The 18,386-nt window shown below is 39.6% G+C and carries 22 protein-coding genes; 7 read left to right on the top strand and 15 right to left on the bottom strand.

Annotated features, from left to right (window positions below; translation table 11 throughout):
- The first annotated feature begins 236 nt into the window (after positions 1-236).
- From FZF08_RS32090 to FZF08_RS20190, 3 genes are all read left to right on the top strand, one after another.
- Positions 237-365 (top strand): hypothetical protein, encoded by a 129-nt coding sequence (locus FZF08_RS32090; protein ID WP_255463655.1) that lies wholly within the window; start codon positions 237-239, stop codon positions 363-365.
- A gap of 11 nt (positions 366-376) precedes the next feature.
- Positions 377-517, top strand: coding sequence for a hypothetical protein (locus FZF08_RS20195; protein ID WP_159472278.1), 141 nt, complete (start codon positions 377-379; stop codon positions 515-517).
- An 87-nt stretch (positions 518-604) separates the two neighbouring features.
- Complete coding sequence (locus FZF08_RS20190) at positions 605-769, top strand: hypothetical protein (protein ID WP_159472275.1); 165 nt, start codon at positions 605-607, stop codon at positions 767-769.
- Between the two features lie 41 nt (positions 770-810).
- Here the strand turns inward: FZF08_RS20190 and FZF08_RS20185 are convergent, their stop codons facing one another.
- The 5 genes from FZF08_RS20185 to FZF08_RS20165 all read right to left on the bottom strand — a co-directional run bounded on the left by FZF08_RS20185 (position 811) and on the right by FZF08_RS20165 (position 3,625).
- Complete coding sequence (locus FZF08_RS20185) at positions 811-1,341, bottom strand: YceI family protein (RefSeq protein ID WP_159472272.1); 531 nt, start codon at positions 1,339-1,341, stop codon at positions 811-813.
- 36 nt (positions 1,342-1,377) lie between these two features.
- Entirely contained in the window at positions 1,378-1,716 is a 339-nt protein-coding gene (locus FZF08_RS20180; RefSeq protein WP_159472269.1) for a n-acetylglutamate synthase, read from the bottom strand.
- Positions 1,717-1,743: 27 nt separating this feature from the next.
- On the bottom strand, positions 1,744-2,310 hold the full coding sequence (locus tag FZF08_RS20175) for a DUF1003 domain-containing protein (protein ID WP_159472266.1): 567 nt from the start codon (positions 2,308-2,310) through the stop codon (positions 1,744-1,746).
- Positions 2,311-2,362: 52 nt separating this feature from the next.
- Entirely contained in the window at positions 2,363-2,746 is a 384-nt protein-coding gene (locus FZF08_RS20170; RefSeq protein WP_159472263.1) for a glyoxalase/bleomycin resistance/extradiol dioxygenase family protein, read from the bottom strand.
- Between the two features lie 69 nt (positions 2,747-2,815).
- Positions 2,816-3,625 (bottom strand): helix-turn-helix transcriptional regulator, encoded by an 810-nt coding sequence (locus tag FZF08_RS20165; protein WP_159472258.1) that lies wholly within the window; start codon positions 3,623-3,625, stop codon positions 2,816-2,818.
- Positions 3,626-4,061: 436 nt separating this feature from the next.
- Here FZF08_RS20165 and FZF08_RS20160 point away from each other — a divergent pair, with 436 nt between their 5' ends.
- Both FZF08_RS20160 and uvrB read left to right on the top strand, forming a co-directional pair.
- Positions 4,062-4,916 (top strand): cupin-like domain-containing protein, encoded by an 855-nt coding sequence (locus FZF08_RS20160; RefSeq protein WP_159472255.1) that lies wholly within the window; start codon positions 4,062-4,064, stop codon positions 4,914-4,916.
- Positions 4,917-4,993: 77 nt separating this feature from the next.
- Positions 4,994-7,012: an excinuclease ABC subunit UvrB gene (uvrB, locus tag FZF08_RS20155; protein ID WP_159472252.1), complete on the top strand. Its 2,019-nt coding sequence runs from the start codon at positions 4,994-4,996 to the stop codon at positions 7,010-7,012.
- Positions 7,013-7,089: 77 nt separating this feature from the next.
- Here the strand turns inward: uvrB and FZF08_RS20150 are convergent, their stop codons facing one another.
- The gene (locus FZF08_RS20150) at positions 7,090-7,629 is read right to left on the bottom strand and encodes a 5' nucleotidase, NT5C type (protein WP_159472249.1); all 540 of its coding nucleotides are present in this window, start codon (positions 7,627-7,629) and stop codon (positions 7,090-7,092) included.
- Positions 7,630-7,754: 125 nt separating this feature from the next.
- Between FZF08_RS20150 and FZF08_RS20145 the strand changes: the two genes are divergently transcribed.
- Entirely contained in the window at positions 7,755-8,504 is a 750-nt protein-coding gene (locus FZF08_RS20145; protein ID WP_159472246.1) for a DeoR/GlpR family DNA-binding transcription regulator, read from the top strand.
- Here FZF08_RS20145 and FZF08_RS20140 read toward each other — a convergent pair.
- The 7 genes from FZF08_RS20140 to ileS form a co-directional block, all read right to left on the bottom strand.
- Positions 8,501-8,656 (bottom strand): hypothetical protein, encoded by a 156-nt coding sequence (locus tag FZF08_RS20140; protein WP_159472243.1) that lies wholly within the window; start codon positions 8,654-8,656, stop codon positions 8,501-8,503. The genes FZF08_RS20145 and FZF08_RS20140 overlap by 4 nt on opposite strands.
- A 133-nt stretch (positions 8,657-8,789) precedes the next feature.
- A complete protein-coding gene (locus tag FZF08_RS20135; protein ID WP_159472240.1) occupies positions 8,790-9,182 on the bottom strand; it encodes a hypothetical protein in 393 nt (130 codons plus the stop codon).
- Between the two features lie 334 nt (positions 9,183-9,516).
- Positions 9,517-10,296, bottom strand: coding sequence for a 3-hydroxyacyl-CoA dehydrogenase (locus FZF08_RS20130; protein ID WP_159472237.1), 780 nt, complete (start codon positions 10,294-10,296; stop codon positions 9,517-9,519).
- 27 nt (positions 10,297-10,323) lie between these two features.
- Entirely contained in the window at positions 10,324-10,509 is a 186-nt protein-coding gene (locus FZF08_RS20125; protein WP_159472234.1) for a hypothetical protein, read from the bottom strand.
- 21 nt (positions 10,510-10,530) lie between these two features.
- Positions 10,531-10,977: a DUF6934 family protein gene (locus FZF08_RS20120; protein WP_159472231.1), complete on the bottom strand. Its 447-nt coding sequence runs from the start codon at positions 10,975-10,977 to the stop codon at positions 10,531-10,533.
- Positions 10,978-11,240: 263 nt separating this feature from the next.
- Positions 11,241-11,405, bottom strand: coding sequence for a hypothetical protein (locus tag FZF08_RS20115; RefSeq protein WP_159472228.1), 165 nt, complete (start codon positions 11,403-11,405; stop codon positions 11,241-11,243).
- 264 nt (positions 11,406-11,669) lie between these two features.
- Positions 11,670-15,104: an isoleucine--tRNA ligase gene (ileS, locus tag FZF08_RS20110; protein ID WP_159472225.1), complete on the bottom strand. Its 3,435-nt coding sequence runs from the start codon at positions 15,102-15,104 to the stop codon at positions 11,670-11,672.
- Positions 15,105-15,478: 374 nt separating this feature from the next.
- Here ileS and can point away from each other — a divergent pair, with 374 nt between their 5' ends.
- Complete coding sequence (gene can / locus FZF08_RS20105; protein WP_159472222.1) at positions 15,479-16,111, top strand: carbonate dehydratase; 633 nt, start codon at positions 15,479-15,481, stop codon at positions 16,109-16,111.
- A 53-nt stretch (positions 16,112-16,164) separates the two neighbouring features.
- On the opposite strand, the gene FZF08_RS20100 is transcribed toward can, so the two are convergent.
- Both FZF08_RS20100 and FZF08_RS20095 read right to left on the bottom strand, forming a co-directional pair.
- Positions 16,165-16,986, bottom strand: a complete 822-nt coding sequence (locus FZF08_RS20100) for a family 16 glycosylhydrolase (RefSeq protein ID WP_159472219.1) — start codon at positions 16,984-16,986, stop codon at positions 16,165-16,167.
- Between the two features lie 8 nt (positions 16,987-16,994).
- Complete coding sequence (locus FZF08_RS20095; RefSeq protein ID WP_159472215.1) at positions 16,995-18,197, bottom strand: hypothetical protein; 1,203 nt, start codon at positions 18,195-18,197, stop codon at positions 16,995-16,997.
- Positions 18,198-18,386 lie beyond the last annotated feature (189 nt).

Raw genomic sequence — 18,386 nt, 5'->3', positions numbered from 1 at the left:
AATTGGTCATGCCTACGGCATTTTGGATCTGGGTTTGGGATGCACTTTTCCCCCGGGTTGAAACCTGGGGTTATGAAATTGGTCATGCCTACGGCATTTTGGATCTGGGTTTGGGATGCACTTTTCCCCCGGGTTGAAACCTAGGGTTATGAAATTGGTCATGCCTACGGCATTTTGGATCTGGGTTTGGGATGCACTTTTCCCCCGGGTTGAAACCCGGAGCTATTAAATTGGTCATGCCTACGGCATTTTGGATCTGGGTTTGGGATGCACTTTTCCCCCGGGTTGAAACCTGGGGTTATGAAGTTGGTCATGCCTACGGCATTTTGGATCTGGGTTTGGGATGCACTTTTCCCCCGGGTTGAAACCTGGGGTTATGAAGTTGGTCATGCCTACGGCATTTTGGATCTGGGTTTGGGATGCACTTTTCCGCCGGGTTGAAACCCGGGGCTATGAAATTGGTCATGCCTACGGCATTTTGGATCTGGGTTTGGGATGCACTTTTCCCCCGGGTTGAAACCTAGGGTTATGAAGTTGGTCATGCCTACGGCATTTTGGATCTGGGTTTGGGATGCACTTTTCCCCCGGGTTGAAACCTAGGGTTATGAAGTTGGTCATGCCTACGGCATTTTGGATCTGGGTTTGGGATGCACTTTTCCCCCGGGTTGAAACCTGGGGTTATGAAATTGGTCATGCCTACGGCATTTTGGATCTGGGTTTGGGATGCACTTTTCCCCCGGGTTTCAACCCGGGGATGGGATTGGAATGATGTTGAATAATTCCAAAGAGCCGTAGGTACGACCGATAAATTTATTTAATAACCGCCTTAACCGTCACAGTCACCACATCTTTCAGTTTCCAGTTACTTTCGCCAACTTTATAATCCAGGCGGTTAATATCAAAAGTGCCTGAAACAGCATAACTGCCGTCAGCATTTTTTTTTGCGTCAAAAGGAAGCGTAACCGTTTTGGAAACGTCCCTGATTGTCAACGTTCCAATCGCTTGATACTTATCACCTTTCTTTTCAATTTTGGAAGATTTGAAACGGATTTCCGGATATTTCGCAACGTCAAAATACTTATCACTTTTCATATCCTTATCGCGTCCGTTACTATTCGTTTTAAAAGAATTTGCAGCGATGGTCAGATTAAATGCCGAGGCATTCAGATTATTAGGATCGAAAATTGCAGAGCCTTTTGGTGCATCGAAGGTACCGTTACAAGTTCCTAAAACAAATTTCACACTAAAATCTGTCGACCCGGAAGTTACTTTTGAGGTTTGAGCAGGCGCTTGTAAAAAAGCCAAAATGCTCAAAATGAATATAGAAAGAGTTAATTTCATAAACTTAAATTTTAGCTGACAAGAGAGGAAATTCGGTTAAAGCTCTTCAAGAAGAGAATCACCTTCTGATAGATCTCCCGAAGTCCATTGCCATTTTTCATGTAAACGAATTTTGCCGCTTGGTAATATTTCTGGCGTCGACTTGCAAATGCCGGTCGTAATTTCACCTTTGTCATTAATCTGGTGATATCGCATATCCAGGCATCCGTTTTGATCAACCAATGCAATTAAATGTCCTGAACGGATATTAGCACCTACGTAATCGCAGGTCAGAAGGTTGCCTGATTGTTTGTAATGAAATTGCATTTTTAGATCAACTTCACCATTTTCAGAATTGGAAAGAGGAATGAACGTTTTGCCGTCGTAATTAATCATTGGTATTAAATCATATTTATTAATTTTTTAAAGGTCGTTTTTAATACACAGACTATCGACGCGCTCAGTTAGTTTTTTCAACAAATCCAGCTGTTTTGCCTGTACCTCAAATAAAGTTTTAATCTGCTCTTCCAATAGTAAATCCATTTTCTGATGTAAACTGCGCACTTCCAGTTCAGCTTTCATATTGATCAGATAATCATTCTCAGCCCGGATCCTGTCTTTTTCCTCCTGACGATTCTGACTCATCATAATAATAGGAGCCTGCATCGCTGCCACGCACGAAAGTACCAGATTCATTAAGATAAATGGATAAGGATCGAATTGCTCTGCTTTTGGGAGCGTAGAATTATAAATTATCCAAAGGATAAGAATTACGCTGAAAATAATAATAAACGTCCAGCTTCCACCAAACCGGGCAACTTTATCGGAAACGCGTTGACCTTTCGTCAGGATTTCCTGTGGAGGATGTGCCAGATTGTCAACGATCAGTTCTTCTTCCTGAAAAGCTTTTGTAACAATATCATGTAATTTTTTAATCTGTTCGCTTTGGTTGGCAAGAATGTCGTCAACTTCATTAATAACTTCGGCCATCTTTAATTCGGAGTTTTATTTTAAAAGTACGAATTAAAGATGGCTTGCAATATTATTTAACCGAAGTAATCCACCAAACATTTCCACTCGGATCAGTAACACCGCAGCTTCTTCCATAATCTTGGTCTGCGGGTTCCATAATTGTTGTCGCTCCTTCCGAAAGTGCTTTTTGATATGTTTGATCAGCATCTTCAACATAAATAAACAGATTAGCCGTTTCCGTTTTCCATTTTTCGGTACTGTCGCAAAACATAATTGTGCTTCCGTTAATCTGGATTTCGGAATGCATGACAACGTCAGTGTCGTCGCGCATTTTCTTGAAAGTTACTTCTGCGCCAAAAATCTTTGTGGTGAAATCAATGAATTTTTCAGCTGATTCCAGCATTAAATATGGCATAATCGTTTGATGGCCATTAGGGATTTTTATAGTGCTCATAGAGTTTTTTGATTAATGTTTAAGCAAATGTATCATGCTTAAAAAATGCATAATTGGAAAAACACGACATTATGCATCCCGATATTCTGCGCCTTCGGCTTTTCCCGAAAAGAAAAACCGCGGATGCTGTCCGGAAAATTCTTTGAAGTCATGAATGAAGTGAGACTGATCATAATATCCGCATTCGTAGGCAATTTCGGTAAGCGATTTTTCAGAATCTCCATACATATTTAGTGCAGATTGAAAGCGAACAATTCTGGAATATAACTTTGGACTAAAACCTGAAAAAGCTTTGAATTTTCTTTCAAATTGTCGGGTTGATAAAAAACTTTGCTTGGCAAGTTGTTGGACGTTAGAAATACCTTTTGTCTGAATAATAGTACAAATGGTCGAAAAGACGGCAGGCTCATGTCTATAATTCCTGGCTATCTTTTTTTCGAGAAATGAGGAAATAATCTCAACTCTTTTCTCATTACTTTCTGCCAGCATTATTTTTTCTTCCAAAACTTTACCTTCATTCCCCATCAAAGTTGCAAGGTCCGGCATTTCATTGCTCAGCTCATCAGAAGGCATGGAGAACAGTATTGGAATGACAAACGGGTAAAGATAAACACCAAAAATTCCGAAGTTTTGGTGGACAATGAAACGACGAAAATGTTGAGATTGCCCATGAAGGCCGGAATGAAAAGAAGTCTCGATTTTGTCCTTTGAGAAAATTTCATCAAAAGGAGTTTGATAATGAAAGATCATTTCAGCACAACCGTCGGCCATAACCCGGTGAATGTAGGGTTTGTCGGGATTTACCTCATCTTCCAATATCCAAAAACACCGGACAAATCCGGCAAGTTTTGGCGGTGGTTGTATGGTTAAATATTTCATTATAAACGAAATTAACCGTGCGAAATCTTTCAATAATAATAAGTGAAGATACGTTTTATTGCTAGTTAAGGCAGCGGATTAGTATCATTTTTTTTACTACTGCTTTTCCCTAATTTGGCAGGAATAAATGGTGGTAACTAGCTGAAATTTAAAGTGAAGAAGAAGGAGCGGATTACTTAAATAGAAAACCGCAATAGGTATATTTCCAAATTCCTTTAATACATTTGGGGTGGAATTCATCATAACAATTTAAATTGGTGATGTAAAAATTAGAATGAATTCAAACCTTATTGGAGTGTTTGAATTTGAAATCCTTAATTTTTAGAACTATTACCCAAATTTGAATTGTTACGATTACCACACGGTTAGAAGGTCTTGGTACTGGATTAGCCGTTTCTTTTATTAAGTCGATTACTAATTATACTCAGTTTCTGTCATGAAATTAGTGCCCATAGAAAAGCGTACGGGGCTTACCCGTGAAGAATTTATTGAAAATTATCTCAAACCAAGTCGTCCTGTTGTTTTCACAGATTTGGCGAAGGATTGGCCTGCTATGCAAAAATGGACATTCGAATGGCTTCGTGAAAACCATGGCCAGATCGAAATTCCACTCGTAGATAATCATATGCACGATGCGGATAAATATTTCCAGATTGCCAAAACGATGAAATTTGGAGAATACCTTTCGCTGATTGAGGCAGGTCCAACAGATTTAAGACTTTTCTTATTTGATATATTCAAAAAGGCACCTTCTTTGACAGACGATATCCGTTTCCCAACGATTATGGACGGGTTTTTGAAATATTACAAATTTGTATTTTTCGGTGGTGAAGGTTCTATCACAAACCTGCATTATGATATGGATTGTTCAAACGTATTTTTGACGCAATTCCATACCCGTAAACAGGTTATTTTGTTTTCACCGGAAGAAAGTACAAGACTTTATCAGCATCCTTTTACGGTAATGAGCAAAGTGGATCCGATCAATCCGGACTACGAAAGATTCCCGGCAATGAAAGGTGCGGTTGGTCACGAAACAACTTTACTTCACGGAGAAACGATCTTTATTCCATCACTCTGGTGGCATTATATCCGATATCTTGATGGAGGTTTCAGTCTTGCATTAAGAGCCAATAATTCGGTATTCACTGCGGTTCGCGGCGGTATGAATATCGTCCGCCATACCGTTGTAGATAAAGGAATGGCCTCTCTTTTGGGTCTTGAATGGCAGCATTGGAAAGAGAAAAAAGCAGTTGAAAAAGCAGAGCAGCTAATAGCTACCGAAGCATAAAGGAATGATGACGCATTCCAAAGAAACTATTTTATCTTTGGAATGCGTTATGATTTGTATTCCTTTTATGTTTTGTTATGAATTTCGAGCTCACTTCAGAATACCAGCCTACGGGAGACCAGCCTGAGGCAATCAGACAACTTTTAGAGGGAATTGCAGCGGGAGAACCAGCCCAGACTTTGTTGGGTGTAACGGGTTCTGGTAAAACTTTTACGGTGGCGAATGTGGTTGCGGAAATTAACCGTCCTACATTGGTACTAAGCCATAACAAAACGTTAGCTGCCCAGCTATATGGCGAATTCAAGCAATTTTTCCCTAACAATGCGGTTGAATATTTTATTAGTTACTACGACTATTATCAGCCGGAAGCCTTTATTTCAAGTACCAATACGTATATAGAAAAGGACCTGATGATCAATCAGGAAATTGATAAATTACGATTACACACGGTTTCATCTTTGATGAGCGGAAGGCGTGATGTGATTGTAGTTGCCTCTGTATCATGTATTTATGGTGCTGGTAATCCAAATGAATATAAAAAGAGTATTGTCAAAGCCAAAATTGGTGATATTGTAAGTCGCAACCAGTTTTTGTTCAGGCTCGTAGAAATTTTATATAGTCGTACCGAAGTTGAATTTGGGCGCGGTACTTTCCGGGTGAAAGGTGATACTGTTGATATATATCCTGGTTATGCTGATTTCGCATATCGTTTTATCTTTTTTGGAGATGAAATCGAAGAAATCCAGCGCATTGAACCTGATAGCGGAAAGAAGATTTCAAGTGAAAAAGCAGTTTCTATCTTTCCTGCCAATTTGTTTGTAACTGGCCGTGACGTGCTTTCTCAATCCATCAAAGAAATTCAGGATGACCTGGTAAAACAGATCAATTATTTCACAAACAATGGAAGAGTAGCAGAGGCTGAGCGCGTAAAGGAGCGTACAGAATTTGATATGGAAATGATGCGGGAGCTTGGTTATTGTTCCGGTATAGAAAACTATTCGAGGTATTTTGACAGACGTTTGCCAGGTCAGAGGCCGTTCTGTTTACTGGATTATTTTCCGGAAGATTTCCTGATGGTTGTTGATGAAAGTCATGCTACCATGCCGCAGATCAAAGCGATGTGGGGCGGTGACAGATCCAGAAAAGAAGCTTTGGTTGAATACGGTTTCCGTTTGCCATCGGCTATGGATAATCGTCCGTTGACATTCCAGGAATTTGAAGATCTTACGCCGCAGACGATTTACGTTAGCGCAACCCCGGCTGATTACGAATTACGTCGCTCGGACGGTGTCGTGGTGGAACAAATTATTCGTCCAACAGGCTTACTTGATCCTGAAATTGAAGTGCGCCCAAGTTTGAATCAGATCGATGATTTATTAGAAGAAATAAACATTCGTATCAAACAAGGCGACCGTGTTTTGATCACTACTTTGACCAAAAGAATGGCAGAGGAACTGAGCAAATATCTGGATCGTGTTGGAATTAAATGCCGTTATATTCACTCGGAAGTGAAAACACTTGATCGTGTTGAAATACTTAGGGAATTGCGTTTGGGTGTCTTCGATGTTTTGGTTGGAGTAAATCTTTTGCGTGAGGGTCTGGATTTGCCAGAGGTTTCGTTAGTGGCGATCATGGACGCCGACAAGGAAGGATTTTTGAGAGATATTCGCTCGTTAATTCAAACAATTGGTCGTGCGGCAAGGAATGAAAACGGAAAAGTTTTAATGTATGCGGACGTGATGACCGGATCCATGGAAGAAGCAATTGGCGAAACGAACCGGCGCAGAGCGATTCAGCTTGCCTATAACGAAGAGCACGGAATTACGCCAAAAACAATCCTGAAATCGAAAGAAGCGATTATGTCGCAAACTTCGGTTGCTGATTCGAAACCAAGAAAAATTTATGTTGAGCCAAGTGAAATCCGCATCGCGGCAGATCCGGTTGTTCAATATATGGGTAAAAGTGATTTGCAAAAACTTATTAATGAAACCCAGAAAAAAATGGAAAGTGCCGCAAAAGATATGGACTTTCTGGAAGCTGCGAGGTTGCGTGATGAATTGTTGCAGTTGAAGGAGCAGGTAAAATCGAAGGTTTGATAATGTAAGTTAATTTTATAAGTATTTCGGTACTTCACAAAGGTGCAGAGCACCGGAATACTTGTAGAATTAGCAATTTACAAATCTCCAATATGCTCTTTCAATAATTCAACAGCCTCAACCCAGTTATTAACTCTCGTATGTTTTGTAACGTTAATATTATGTCCGGCCGTAAACAGGATCGGCATTCCCTTATGAAAATCCAGATTTTTTAAGTGATCATCAATTAGAAAATCGGTACCAATCACACTTTTATCTCCGCAGAAAATAATATTTCTCCAAGATATAAACGGAAAATGTTCAGCCAGCCAGTCATGTTTTTCGAGTAAAGAATTTGGAAATTCCATAGCTGCTGAAACAATATAGACTTCAAAATTTTCCTGCAATTCTTTTAATGCTTCCACAGCTCCTTCCATCACCGGAGCGTTCCGGAAAAATCCGGGTTTGTATATAAGACTTCTGGCTTTGTCCGGATCGGGAAAAGCAAAATCTTCCGGTTTTCCTAATAACTCTTCTTTGGAAACTCTAACTCCAAATTCCTGTTCATAAAGATTAATCCAGTTGGTTTCAATATCGGCGATGACATTATCCATGTCTATGGCTACTGTTTTTTTCATGCTCTGATAAAATATAAGATTTCTTGTCTGCGATTTAGTGCAACAAATATAACCAAAATGTGCAATATTTTGCAATAATCAATTTCAATAAAGTATTATATTTGCAGAAAGTTGAATGTAATACTATGTTAAAAGAGGAGCGTTTTCAGGTTATACTGAATCAGCTTAGTCAGGACCAAAAAGTGCACCTGGCTGGGTTGAGTACGATTTTAAATGTATCGGAGGATACTGTTCGCCGCGACATTAAAGAGCTCGCTGACCAGGGATTATTGAAATCTGTCCGAGGTGGTGCTGTGCCGCATTCACCGGGGCCGCATAATTTTAAAGACCGTATTGAATATGGAAATGATAAAAAAAGAATTATCGCTAATAAGGCTCTGAACTTCCTTAAAGACGGTCAGGTTGTTATTTTCGATGGAGGAACCTCGGCACTGTTGATAGCACAGTCTTTACCAAAAGATATTAGCCTGACCGTTGTGACAAACAGTTTTCCCATCGCCAGTATTCTGGAAGAACATGAAAAAGTAGAAGTGTTGTTTGCCGGCGGAAGACTTTTGAAAAATTCCTTTGTCACAACTGGAAATGAAACCATACAATATTTTCGGAAATTCAGAGCAGATTTGTGTTTTTTAGGAATATGCAGCATCCATCCCGAACTCGGTGTCACCGGCCCGGATTATGAAGAAAGTGAAGTGAAAAGAGTGATGGTTGAATCGTCCAGAGATATTATTGCCCTTTCGACAGTGGAAAAACTGGGAACAGCAGAGGCCTATTATGTTTGTCCGACCAATCAGTTAACAACAATAATAACCGATCAGCCGGACAGTATGGCTGCATTTGAAATTTATAAATCGCTGGGAATTAAGATGGTTTAGTCTTCATCTTCCGAAGTTTGCTCGATCTTGTGAAAGGTATCGTCCATCGTTTTTGTCTCCTGGTTCAAAACGTTGGCAAAACCCAGCATATAGGCTATGGTGAAATATCTCAGCCATTTTATGGCTGCAAGCAGTAATTTATTGATTTTCATGATTTCTGAATTGAGATTATAAAACAAGTCGAAACCTGATTTCCTGAAATGGGAAATGAAGAAGTACCAAAGCAATCAATTGCTATGTTTTTCGACAAAAAGAATAGTAGAAATCGAGCAGAATGATAGCTGCTCAGGAAATGAAATCAGGAAAATCGTCGGAAGAAGTAGAAGCCAGATTTCGGCTCCTGAAAAGAGGAATTGTATTTTGAGATACTGGTTTGAAAAGGCTATATTGTCTGTTTAAAAGAATATGGGCATGGTTATTCAATCTGAGAGACAAAAGATTTATTAGTATAAATTGAAAATTTTGCTGTTGGTTGAAATAGCTTTTCTTAGAGGATATTGAAAATTTAGCAAAAGCTTTTTTCTTTCCGCAATTTGGAATAAGCTGATCAACACGTTCGATCTGAACAGGTTTTCCAAATTGAAGATTGTCATAGTAGGAAACTCCCGAAGATAGAAACAGAAAAAACAGCCAACTGAAAATTGGAAGTTTGAGGTTGATATTTAGTTTCTGTTTCATTTTAAACTTTTGTCAATATAAAAATATGCTTTGGTTTAATACGGAAATTTAAATTCTCAATTTTACTTTTGAGGAATACCTAGAATAACAGTTATCAAAATTCATGAAATTGAGAAAGATATTGTTTCTAATTATTAAACTGAATCAAAAAATATTTGTTGTTTTATTCTGGATTTTCGCGATAGCTATAACTGTTATCGGAATATTTTCTGGATTACCGCTTATTCAGGCAGCCGAGTTTTTAGGTTTTACTTACCTTGTTCTTGCTCTAATATATGGTATTTATAGATTCCTAAGATATATTTTTGAAGATTGATAATAACTTTAAATCCTTTTATTTCGCTCCCATCCTTATTGCACCATCTAACCGTATCACTTCACCATTCAGCATCGGATTTTCAACAATTGATTTTGCCAGCAAAGCATATTCGGAAGGCTTGCCTAAACGTGATGGAAATGGTACTTGTTGCCCCAGAGAAATTCTGGCTTCTTCGGGTAAGTCCATCAATAATGGTGTTTCAAATAATCCCGGCGCAATCGTCATGACCCGGATACCTGCTTTTGCAAATTCACGGGCAATTGGCAAAGTCATACTGACAATTCCACCTTTGCTGGCTGCATAAGCTGCTTGTCCCATTTGTCCATCGTATGCAGCCACAGAAGCTGTATTAATAATGACACCTCTTTCTCCCTCAGCATTGACCTCATTTTTCTCCATTTCAAAAGCGGCTAACCTGATCACATTAAACGTTCCGATAAGATTAACCCGGATTGTTTTTTCAAAAGCTTCCAGAGCATGCGGGCCATAAATGCCATCAACTTTTCCCACTGTTTTTCGAGCAATTGCAATACCAGCGCAGTTTACGACAATTTGAATAGAACCAAATGTTTCAAGCGCCGAATGAATTGCCAGTTTTACATCGACTTCATCAGAAACGTTGGTTTTTACAAATTTCAATTTACCTGGAAATTCAAGTTCCAATGCTTTTCCCGAGGTTTCGTTGAGGTCAAGAATTACAATATTGGCACCCTGTGAAAGAAATAATCGGGCTGTGGCCTTTCCGAGCCCGGAAGCGCCACCTGTGATAAGGGCTGTGGAATTTTGTAGTTGCATGAAGTGCGAAAGGCTAATTACTGTTAATTACTTATCACTTCTATGTCGATTCAATATATGGTCAGGAATTGGATGTTTTTCTAAGAATTCGCGGGCTTCACTCACTTTTTTCAAAACAACAGGATGCTGTGAAAGGTCAGGAAGTGAATTATCTAATGTCTTTTGAGTTCCGGAAGAATGTTTTGCCGATATTTTTTTTTCAAGTGTTTTCATTTTGATGATCAATAGTGTCTACTAATCTAATAAATTTCTTCCTATTAAAAAACTTTCAAATTTTCTGTTTGGTTCAAATTCAATCCAGTGATTTTCAAAATAGCCCAAAATTATTAAATCTTTTTTGATTTGAATAAGTACCTTATTAATAGCTATTTGATATAACCTCGTTCTTGATTTCGAATTACCAGCCAGGTAAATTTTACGTTCAGGATATCGATTTAGAAAATCAATAATGGTGATCATAACTGTCGCCAGAATTTCTGGCATATCTCCATTATCTGTTACAGACTGATCGTTATAAGTCTGACTAATAGGATCAAAATCCATTAAGGCAAGATTATAAATGTTTTCGCTGATTATTGAAAAAGTTATCGCCTTTTCAAACACTCCTCTCTTACCTATACTCTGAAAATCAAATTGTGTAAAGTCTTCGTTATAACGAAAAGGATATGATTTGTTGTTCATTGGAAACCATGTTCAATCTTTGGTTACACAGAGCTTCACAGAGGTTAAAAGTGCGGATGCCGCACAGAGCCACAAAGTTTAGATTTTCATATAAATGATGTCATACACTTTCTGGCAGACTGTGATTCCTATATCTAATACGTAACAGATCAACATTAGTTACACAACCAAAAGAAAAAGGAACTCCACAAAGACAAAAAATCTCAGTGAACCTGCTCGGCGTCCGCTCCTTTTAAACTCTTCTAACGCTGTGTTTCCTAAAATTAATTTTTTTTAAAATGAGAAGGAATAGGATACTTTCTCAATGTTTCTCGTGCTTTTTCAGCTTTTTCCAAAGCGATTTGTGGAACGGGTAAATTGTCTAAAGAAGGATTATATATAATTCCTCCCTCACTCTCTTTTGTGATATTTTTTTCTACAACTTTCATTTAGCTTGTATGGTTTATATTTCGTTACATACTGAACAACTTCATTTAAGATTACACAGAGCTTCACAGAGAAAAAGGAGAGAGCCACTGAGAAAAAAATCTCAAGAAGATATTTCTAAACTTTACCGAACTGTGATTCCTGTATCTAGTACGTAATGCATGAAAAAAAGTTACACAATCAAAAGAAAAAGGAGCCCCACAAAGACAAAAAATCTCTGTGAACCTCCTTTTTTAACTCCTCTAACTCTGTGTTTCCTAAGCAGATTATGAAACAACCTCAATTTTCACCTTCAACAAGAATTCATCCATTTCAATCTCGCTGGCGGAACCGTTCAGGTCATTAACCAGGCTCAGATCCAATGCCTGAACTTCCTGGCAGATATATTCTCTGTTTGCAGTCACAGCACTTGCCAACAATTCATCATTATTTTGAAGCGTGATTTTGATTTTATCCGTCACCTCAAATCCACTGTCTTTACGCAGATTCTGAACACGGTTAACGAAATCACGCGCGATACCTTCCAGGCGAAGTTCGTCCGTAACGGTGATATCCAGCGCGACGGTTAACCCATTTTCACTGGCAACCAGCCAACCCGGAACGTCTTCTGTGTAAATTTCAACTTCGTCGATCAAAATGGCCGCGATTGGATGAAGATCCGTGATCAGATACTGTCCGTCTTTTTCCAATTGCTTGATTTCAGTATTGTCCCAAAGTTTGATTTTCTCTGCAACTGCCTGCATATCTTTTCCAAATTTCTTACCTAAAACCTTGAAGTTAGGTTTCGCTCTTTTATGGAAAAATCCGTCGTTGTCGTTGATCGCGTCAACATCTTTTACGTTCACTTCTGACAAAATAATAGAAGCAACCTGACGAATCTGGCGACTTGTTTTTTCTGTCAAAGCCGGAATCAACACTTTTGAAAGCGGCTGACGTACTTTTAATTTATGTTTTTTACGGATCGAGTGAACCAGCGAACTGATCGACTGAGCCATTTCCATTGCTTCTTCAAGATCCAGGTCAATCTCGTTATACTCAACAAGAGGCCAATGTGTCAAGTGAACCGAATCGTATTTTAATAAAGAATCTGCTTTTTTGGATTCTTCTCTGATCCCATCCGTCAAACTTTTGTACAGCCATTCTGCAAAGAAAGGAGCTATTGGCGACATCAATTGAGAAACGGTAACCAGGCAATGCTGCAACGTTTCGTAAGCTGCTTTTTTATCTTCCGTTAAACCAGAACCCTGATCACTCGATGGATTCCAGAAACGTCTACGGTTCAAGCGGATATACCAATTTGAAAGTTGATCCGTCACAAAATCCTGAACCAGACGTCCAGCTTTTGTCGGGTTATAATCATCAAACTGCTCGCCAACTTCTTTAATCAGCGTATTCAGTTTTGACAAAATCCAGCGATCCAGTTCCGTTCTGCTTTCCACAGGAACGGATGTTGCTTCATGGAAATTATAACCATCCAGATTCGCATACAAAGCGAAGAAATTATAAGTATTAACCAGCGTTCCGAAAAACTTGCGCTGAACTTCCTGAATTCCGTCGATATTGAATTTCAGGTTATCCCAAGGTTCCGCATTGGTAATCATATACCAGCGCGTCGCATCAGGACCGTATTTACCCAAGGTTTCAAATGGATCAACTGCATTTCCAAGACGTTTTGACATCTTGTTGCCGTTTTTATCCAAAACTAAACCCGTAGAAACGACGTTTTTAAACGCTACCGAATCAAACAACATACCTGCAATGGCATGCAAAGTAAAGAACCATCCTCGCGTCTGATCCACGCCTTCGGAGATAAAATCAGCCGGGTAACTTTCGTTAAATGTCTCGTTGTTTTCAAATGGATAATGCCATTGTGCATAAGGCATCGCGCCAGAATCAAACCAAACGTCGATCAGATCCGGCTCGCGGAACATGATATTTCCCTGTGCCGAAACAAAGTAAATATTGTCGACATAAGGACGGTGAAGATCGAAATCTCCTTCCCCAAGTTTTACCAGATAAGAAGAATTACTTTCCGTTTGTTCCGCTGATAATTTCCCCGAAGCGTTTGCGCTTTCAAGTAATTCTTTCAATTCGCTGATCGCGCCGACACAAACTTCTTCGCCGACTTCACTGCGCCAGATCGGAAGCGGTGTTCCCCAGTAACGTGAGCGCGACAAATTCCAGTCCACCAGATTTTCCAGCCAGTTTCCAAAACGGCCTGTTCCTGTACTTTCCGGTTTCCAGTTGATTGTTTTGTTCAATTCAACCAGCTTATCTTTCATCGCCGTCGTTTTAATAAACCAGCTATCCAATGGATAATATAAAACCGGTTTGTCCGTACGCCAGCAATGTGGATAGGTATGTTCGTATTTTTCAACTTTGAAAGCCTTTCCTTCTTCTTTCAGTTTAATTGCGATCAAAACGTCCGTTGCACGGAATTCAGGATCAGCCTGTTCTTCTGCTGAGTAATATTCAGGCTTTACAAAACGGCCGGCATAATCTGTAATTTCTTTAACAAAACGTCCGCGGCGATCGACGATCGGCACCTCTTTTCCGGTTTCGTCCTTCACCATGATACTCGGAATGCCATTCGCGTGAGAAACCCGGAAGTCATCCGCACCAAAAGTTGGGGAAGTATGCACAACGCCGGTACCATCTTCTGTGGTAACGAAATCGCCGATAATCACACGGAAAGCGGGTTTGTCCGGCTGAACGTATGGCATCAATTGCTCATATTCAACGCCCTCCAGATCTTTTCCTTTGAATTCTTTCAGGACAGTCCAAGGCAATAATTTCTTATCGCTCGCCGCATATCCTTCAAAATCTCCGTCCTTTCCTTTTTCTGTGAAATATTTTCCAACAAGGTCCTTCGCCAGAACCACTTCAACCGGTTCGTAGGTATAAGGATTGAAGGTTTTAACCAGAACATAATTGATATTAGCACCAACGGTCAATGCTGAGTTCGCAGGCAAAGTCCAGGGCGTAGTTGTCCAGGCAAGAATGCGTACGTCAACCAGACCATCAACATCAGCAAAAACAGGATAACTTTCTACCGCCTTTACTTTAAACATCGCCACGATTGTCGTATCCTTCACATCTTTGTATGTGCCGGGCATGTTCAATTCGTGCGATGAAAGTCCGGTTCCTGCTGCCGGAGAATAGGGTTGGATCGTGTAACCTTTATAAAGCAAACCTTTGTCGTAAAGCTTTTTAAGCAAACTCCAAAGGCTTTCGATGTATTCATTTTCGTAGGTCACGTATGGATTTTCAAGATCCACCCAGTAGCCCATTTTTTCCGTAAGATCATTCCATTGGTCGGTGAACTTCATGACCGTCTGGCGACATCTTTCATTATATTCTTCTACTGAAATTGTTTTTCCAATATCATCTTTGGTGATCCCAAGTTCCTTTTCAACCTGCAATTCAACCGGAAGTCCGTGCGTATCCCAACCGCCTTTACGTTTTACCTGAAAACCCTGCAATGTTTTGTAACGGCAAAAAATATCCTTAATCGAGCGCGCCATCACATGGTGAATACCAGGCGTTCCGTTTGCCGAAGGCGGGCCTTCATAAAAAGTGAAGGAAGGCGAACCTTCGCGCGTGTCGATCGACGCTTCAAAAATTTTATTGTCTTTCCAAAATTTCAGTATATCATCACCAATCTGTGGATAACTGAGGTTCTTATACTCTTTGTAGTTCATATTGGCAGTTAGCTGTAAGCGTGGTCCGTCACACGGATAGGCCTTAGGCTTCGTTATTTGGCACTTGCTAAATTTCAGACCGCAAATTTACGGATTTTTTGGGTGAAAGGGAAGGAGGGGTATTAATGAATGGATATGAGAATTGGTAATAATGTAAAATAAGCGAAAGAATTGATCGGGAAATTGATCCCAGCATAACTTGATCGCCCTGTCAATTACTTAATTTGATATTGAAAAATGACCGAGCAGATCTTTCAGGTGGAAAATTTACCATTTTTTGGTAAACAGATAAAATTAGTAAAAACATCATTTCAAAGGTAGAGACACAGAATTCCACTATATTCGCCAAGCAAAATACCAACCTTTAAAATCAAATGGAATTATACCACCGACTTCTGGAAGCGAATAAAGACTGGGCAGTTAAAAAACTGGAACTGGATGAAAAATATTTTGACAGACTTTCTGCGGATCAAAAACCTGATTTTCTTTGGATAGGATGTTCTGATAGTCGTGTACCTGCTGAGGAACTTACGGGTGCTGCCCCTGGTGATATGTTTGTGCACAGAAATGTCGCGAATCTTGTTGTGAGTACGGATATGAACATGTTGAGCGTACTTCAGTATGCAGTTGAAGTTTTAAAAGTAAGACATATACTGGTTGTCGGTCACTATGGCTGCGGTGGTGTGAAGGCTGCTATGACGCATCAGGATTTAGGTCTGATCAATAAATGGCTGCGAAATATCAAAGATGTTTACCAAAAACACGCTGTTGAACTGGACGCAATTGATGATGAGACCGCCCGTACCAACCGTTTGGTTGAGCTAAATGTAGTGGAGCAGGTAAATAACCTTTTGAAAACAACCATTGTTCAGAAAGCATGGAGCCGCGGACAAAAGCTGCATTTGCATGGCTGGGTTTTCGGACTGAATGACGGAATAATCAAACCGATTATTGACCTGCCTTCCGGATCGGAAATTACAGATATTTATAGATATGATTTTGAATAAATAAACACGGCGCGGGATTCACATTCTGCGCCATTCTTTTATTGCAGGTTTTATTATTTCTGATAAACACGGACGTAGTCAACTTCAAAACGTGCCGGGAATTTAGTTTTGGATACATCTCCGCCATTATCTCCACCAACGGCAAGTGTCAGTACTATATAATGCGGCTGACGAAATCCGTTGGATTTTGGATCCATTGTATTATAAGTTTTGTCTAAATCCTGGGTATTCATCAGTACATCATCAACATATAATTTGATAATTTTTTCATCCCAATCCATTCGCCAAACGTGAAATTTGGAAGCCCATTCGGGATCTTTAAATTCGGAAACAGGTTTTTTTACAGCATTCCAGGTTGCTTTCCATTTTTCTTTTGAACCCCAGGCGACATTGGCAAGAAGCAAACTCCGGTAAAATTCCATAATGTCAATTTCACCATTATCCGGCCATTCACCTTCGTTTCCCAAAGTCCAGAAAGCGGGCCATAATCCGGAGCGGGTATCAATTTTGGCCCGCATTTCGAAACGGCCGTATTTGAAACTTTGCATACCCTGTGTTATCAAACTGGCAGAAGTGTATTGAGCAGACATCCTTTCTTCTTTCCAGTTTTTGCTTCCGGCAACATAATCCGGATTCTTTACTTCTTCTTTCCTGGCTTCAATAATCAGAAAACCATTTTTACAAAAAGCATTTTCTGCCTGAAACCATTGGTCTTCATGATTTCTGACAAAGCCTTTTTCAGCCTTCCAGTTTCTGGGATCCGGTTTGCCGTCAACATTAAATTCATCCGACCAAACAAGTTTGTCTTGTGCTTTTGATGGATATATTGAAATGGAAAAAAGGAATAAAATGATGACGAATTGCCCGTTTGTCATGGTAAAAGTTAATTAAACAGATTCCAGTGGAAAAGCCGGTCGAGGCCCATAATTACCCGCATTGGTAAAGGTTCAAGCCAAATAACTCTGTTGTAGCCCATTGTGAAAACAAGAGGGTGCAATACACAGATAAATGCCATAAACAAGAAGATAATCCGGATTGACCGGAGCGAGGCATTTTTGAAAAGGATGAAAACGGCCATTAATAAAAATGGAAATCCATAAGATAATGCTCTGTCAATATCGTGAACGTAGATTCCTGTTGACGTCAGGATGATAAAACCGAATGAAACAACACAAAGTAATGCAAATCTTTTTGTTAAAAGCAGGGCAAGAAAAGCGGATCCGAGGAGAAGCCACATGCCTTCAAAAACGCTCCATAAACTACTGCCTAATCCATAACGGTTTCCGTCCTGCAAAAGGACAGGAGCCCAATTGTAGGTGTATCGATGATCCGGGAAATAAGTTTTTCCGATGTATATACGAATGGAAAAATAGATAATCCAGCTTACCCAAACCACCCAGCCACGTCCTGCAAAGGCATTTTTGATCAAAGTCCAAAATTTGAAATCACCTGTTTCGTAAGCTTTATTAACGATCCACCAAAGTAACACATAACCACCCGCGATAACTGCGCGCTCGTCCGTAAAAAAAGCGGCCAGCATTAAAAAGAATACAGCGGCATGTTTTCGGGTCAAAAGTGCGTTTAGTAGGAAAAAGTAAGCAAAAGTATCCCCGTATCCATGGATATCCGCATAAGGCCATACGCCGATGAAAATATTGGAAAGAGACAAAATGAACAAGCAGGTTGTTACTTTATCATTTGAAACAGAATACACATATTTGGCGATCTGATTGATAAAAGCGACGCCAATAAGACCCTGGAAAAGTAATATCAACACAACATTATGATGGGTGACGTAGGAAAGTAAGGGAAGTGTCCATCGGTAAATCATGGCATCCCGCCGCACATATATACCGTATCCAATGTCAGTAGGATGTAAAAGATTATCTGCCTGATTTGCTATAAAAGTCCACGCATCGAGATTTCCGGTATGGTTCAGATGATGCCATAAAACAGTATACGGAGGAAATGCGAGGAAAACGGAAAGGGCGACGGAAAACAAAGTCAATAGTAGAATCCAGCGTCTGGACTTTAATTTGAGCTCAATCCACCCAATCAATAACTTGTAGAAGTTTTCAAAAAGCATGGCTAATTATTTATGGGTAATAACGCAAAGTATGATGCTAAGTTAAAATAGTTAGCACTTCTTTTCCAAAAAACATTACAGGGTTACAGCCATAATTTGCTTTAATGTTGTTCCTTAGACTTTTAATTTATTTAATGGTTAAATCTTGTTGTTTATAATAAGATTTTGCTAATATATTTTGTTTTAACG

This window comes from Dyadobacter sp. 3J3 (assembly GCF_009801115.1).
In the GTDB taxonomy this organism is placed as follows: domain Bacteria; phylum Bacteroidota; class Bacteroidia; order Cytophagales; family Spirosomataceae; genus Dyadobacter.
This window is presented reverse-complemented; position numbering and strand designations above follow the sequence as displayed.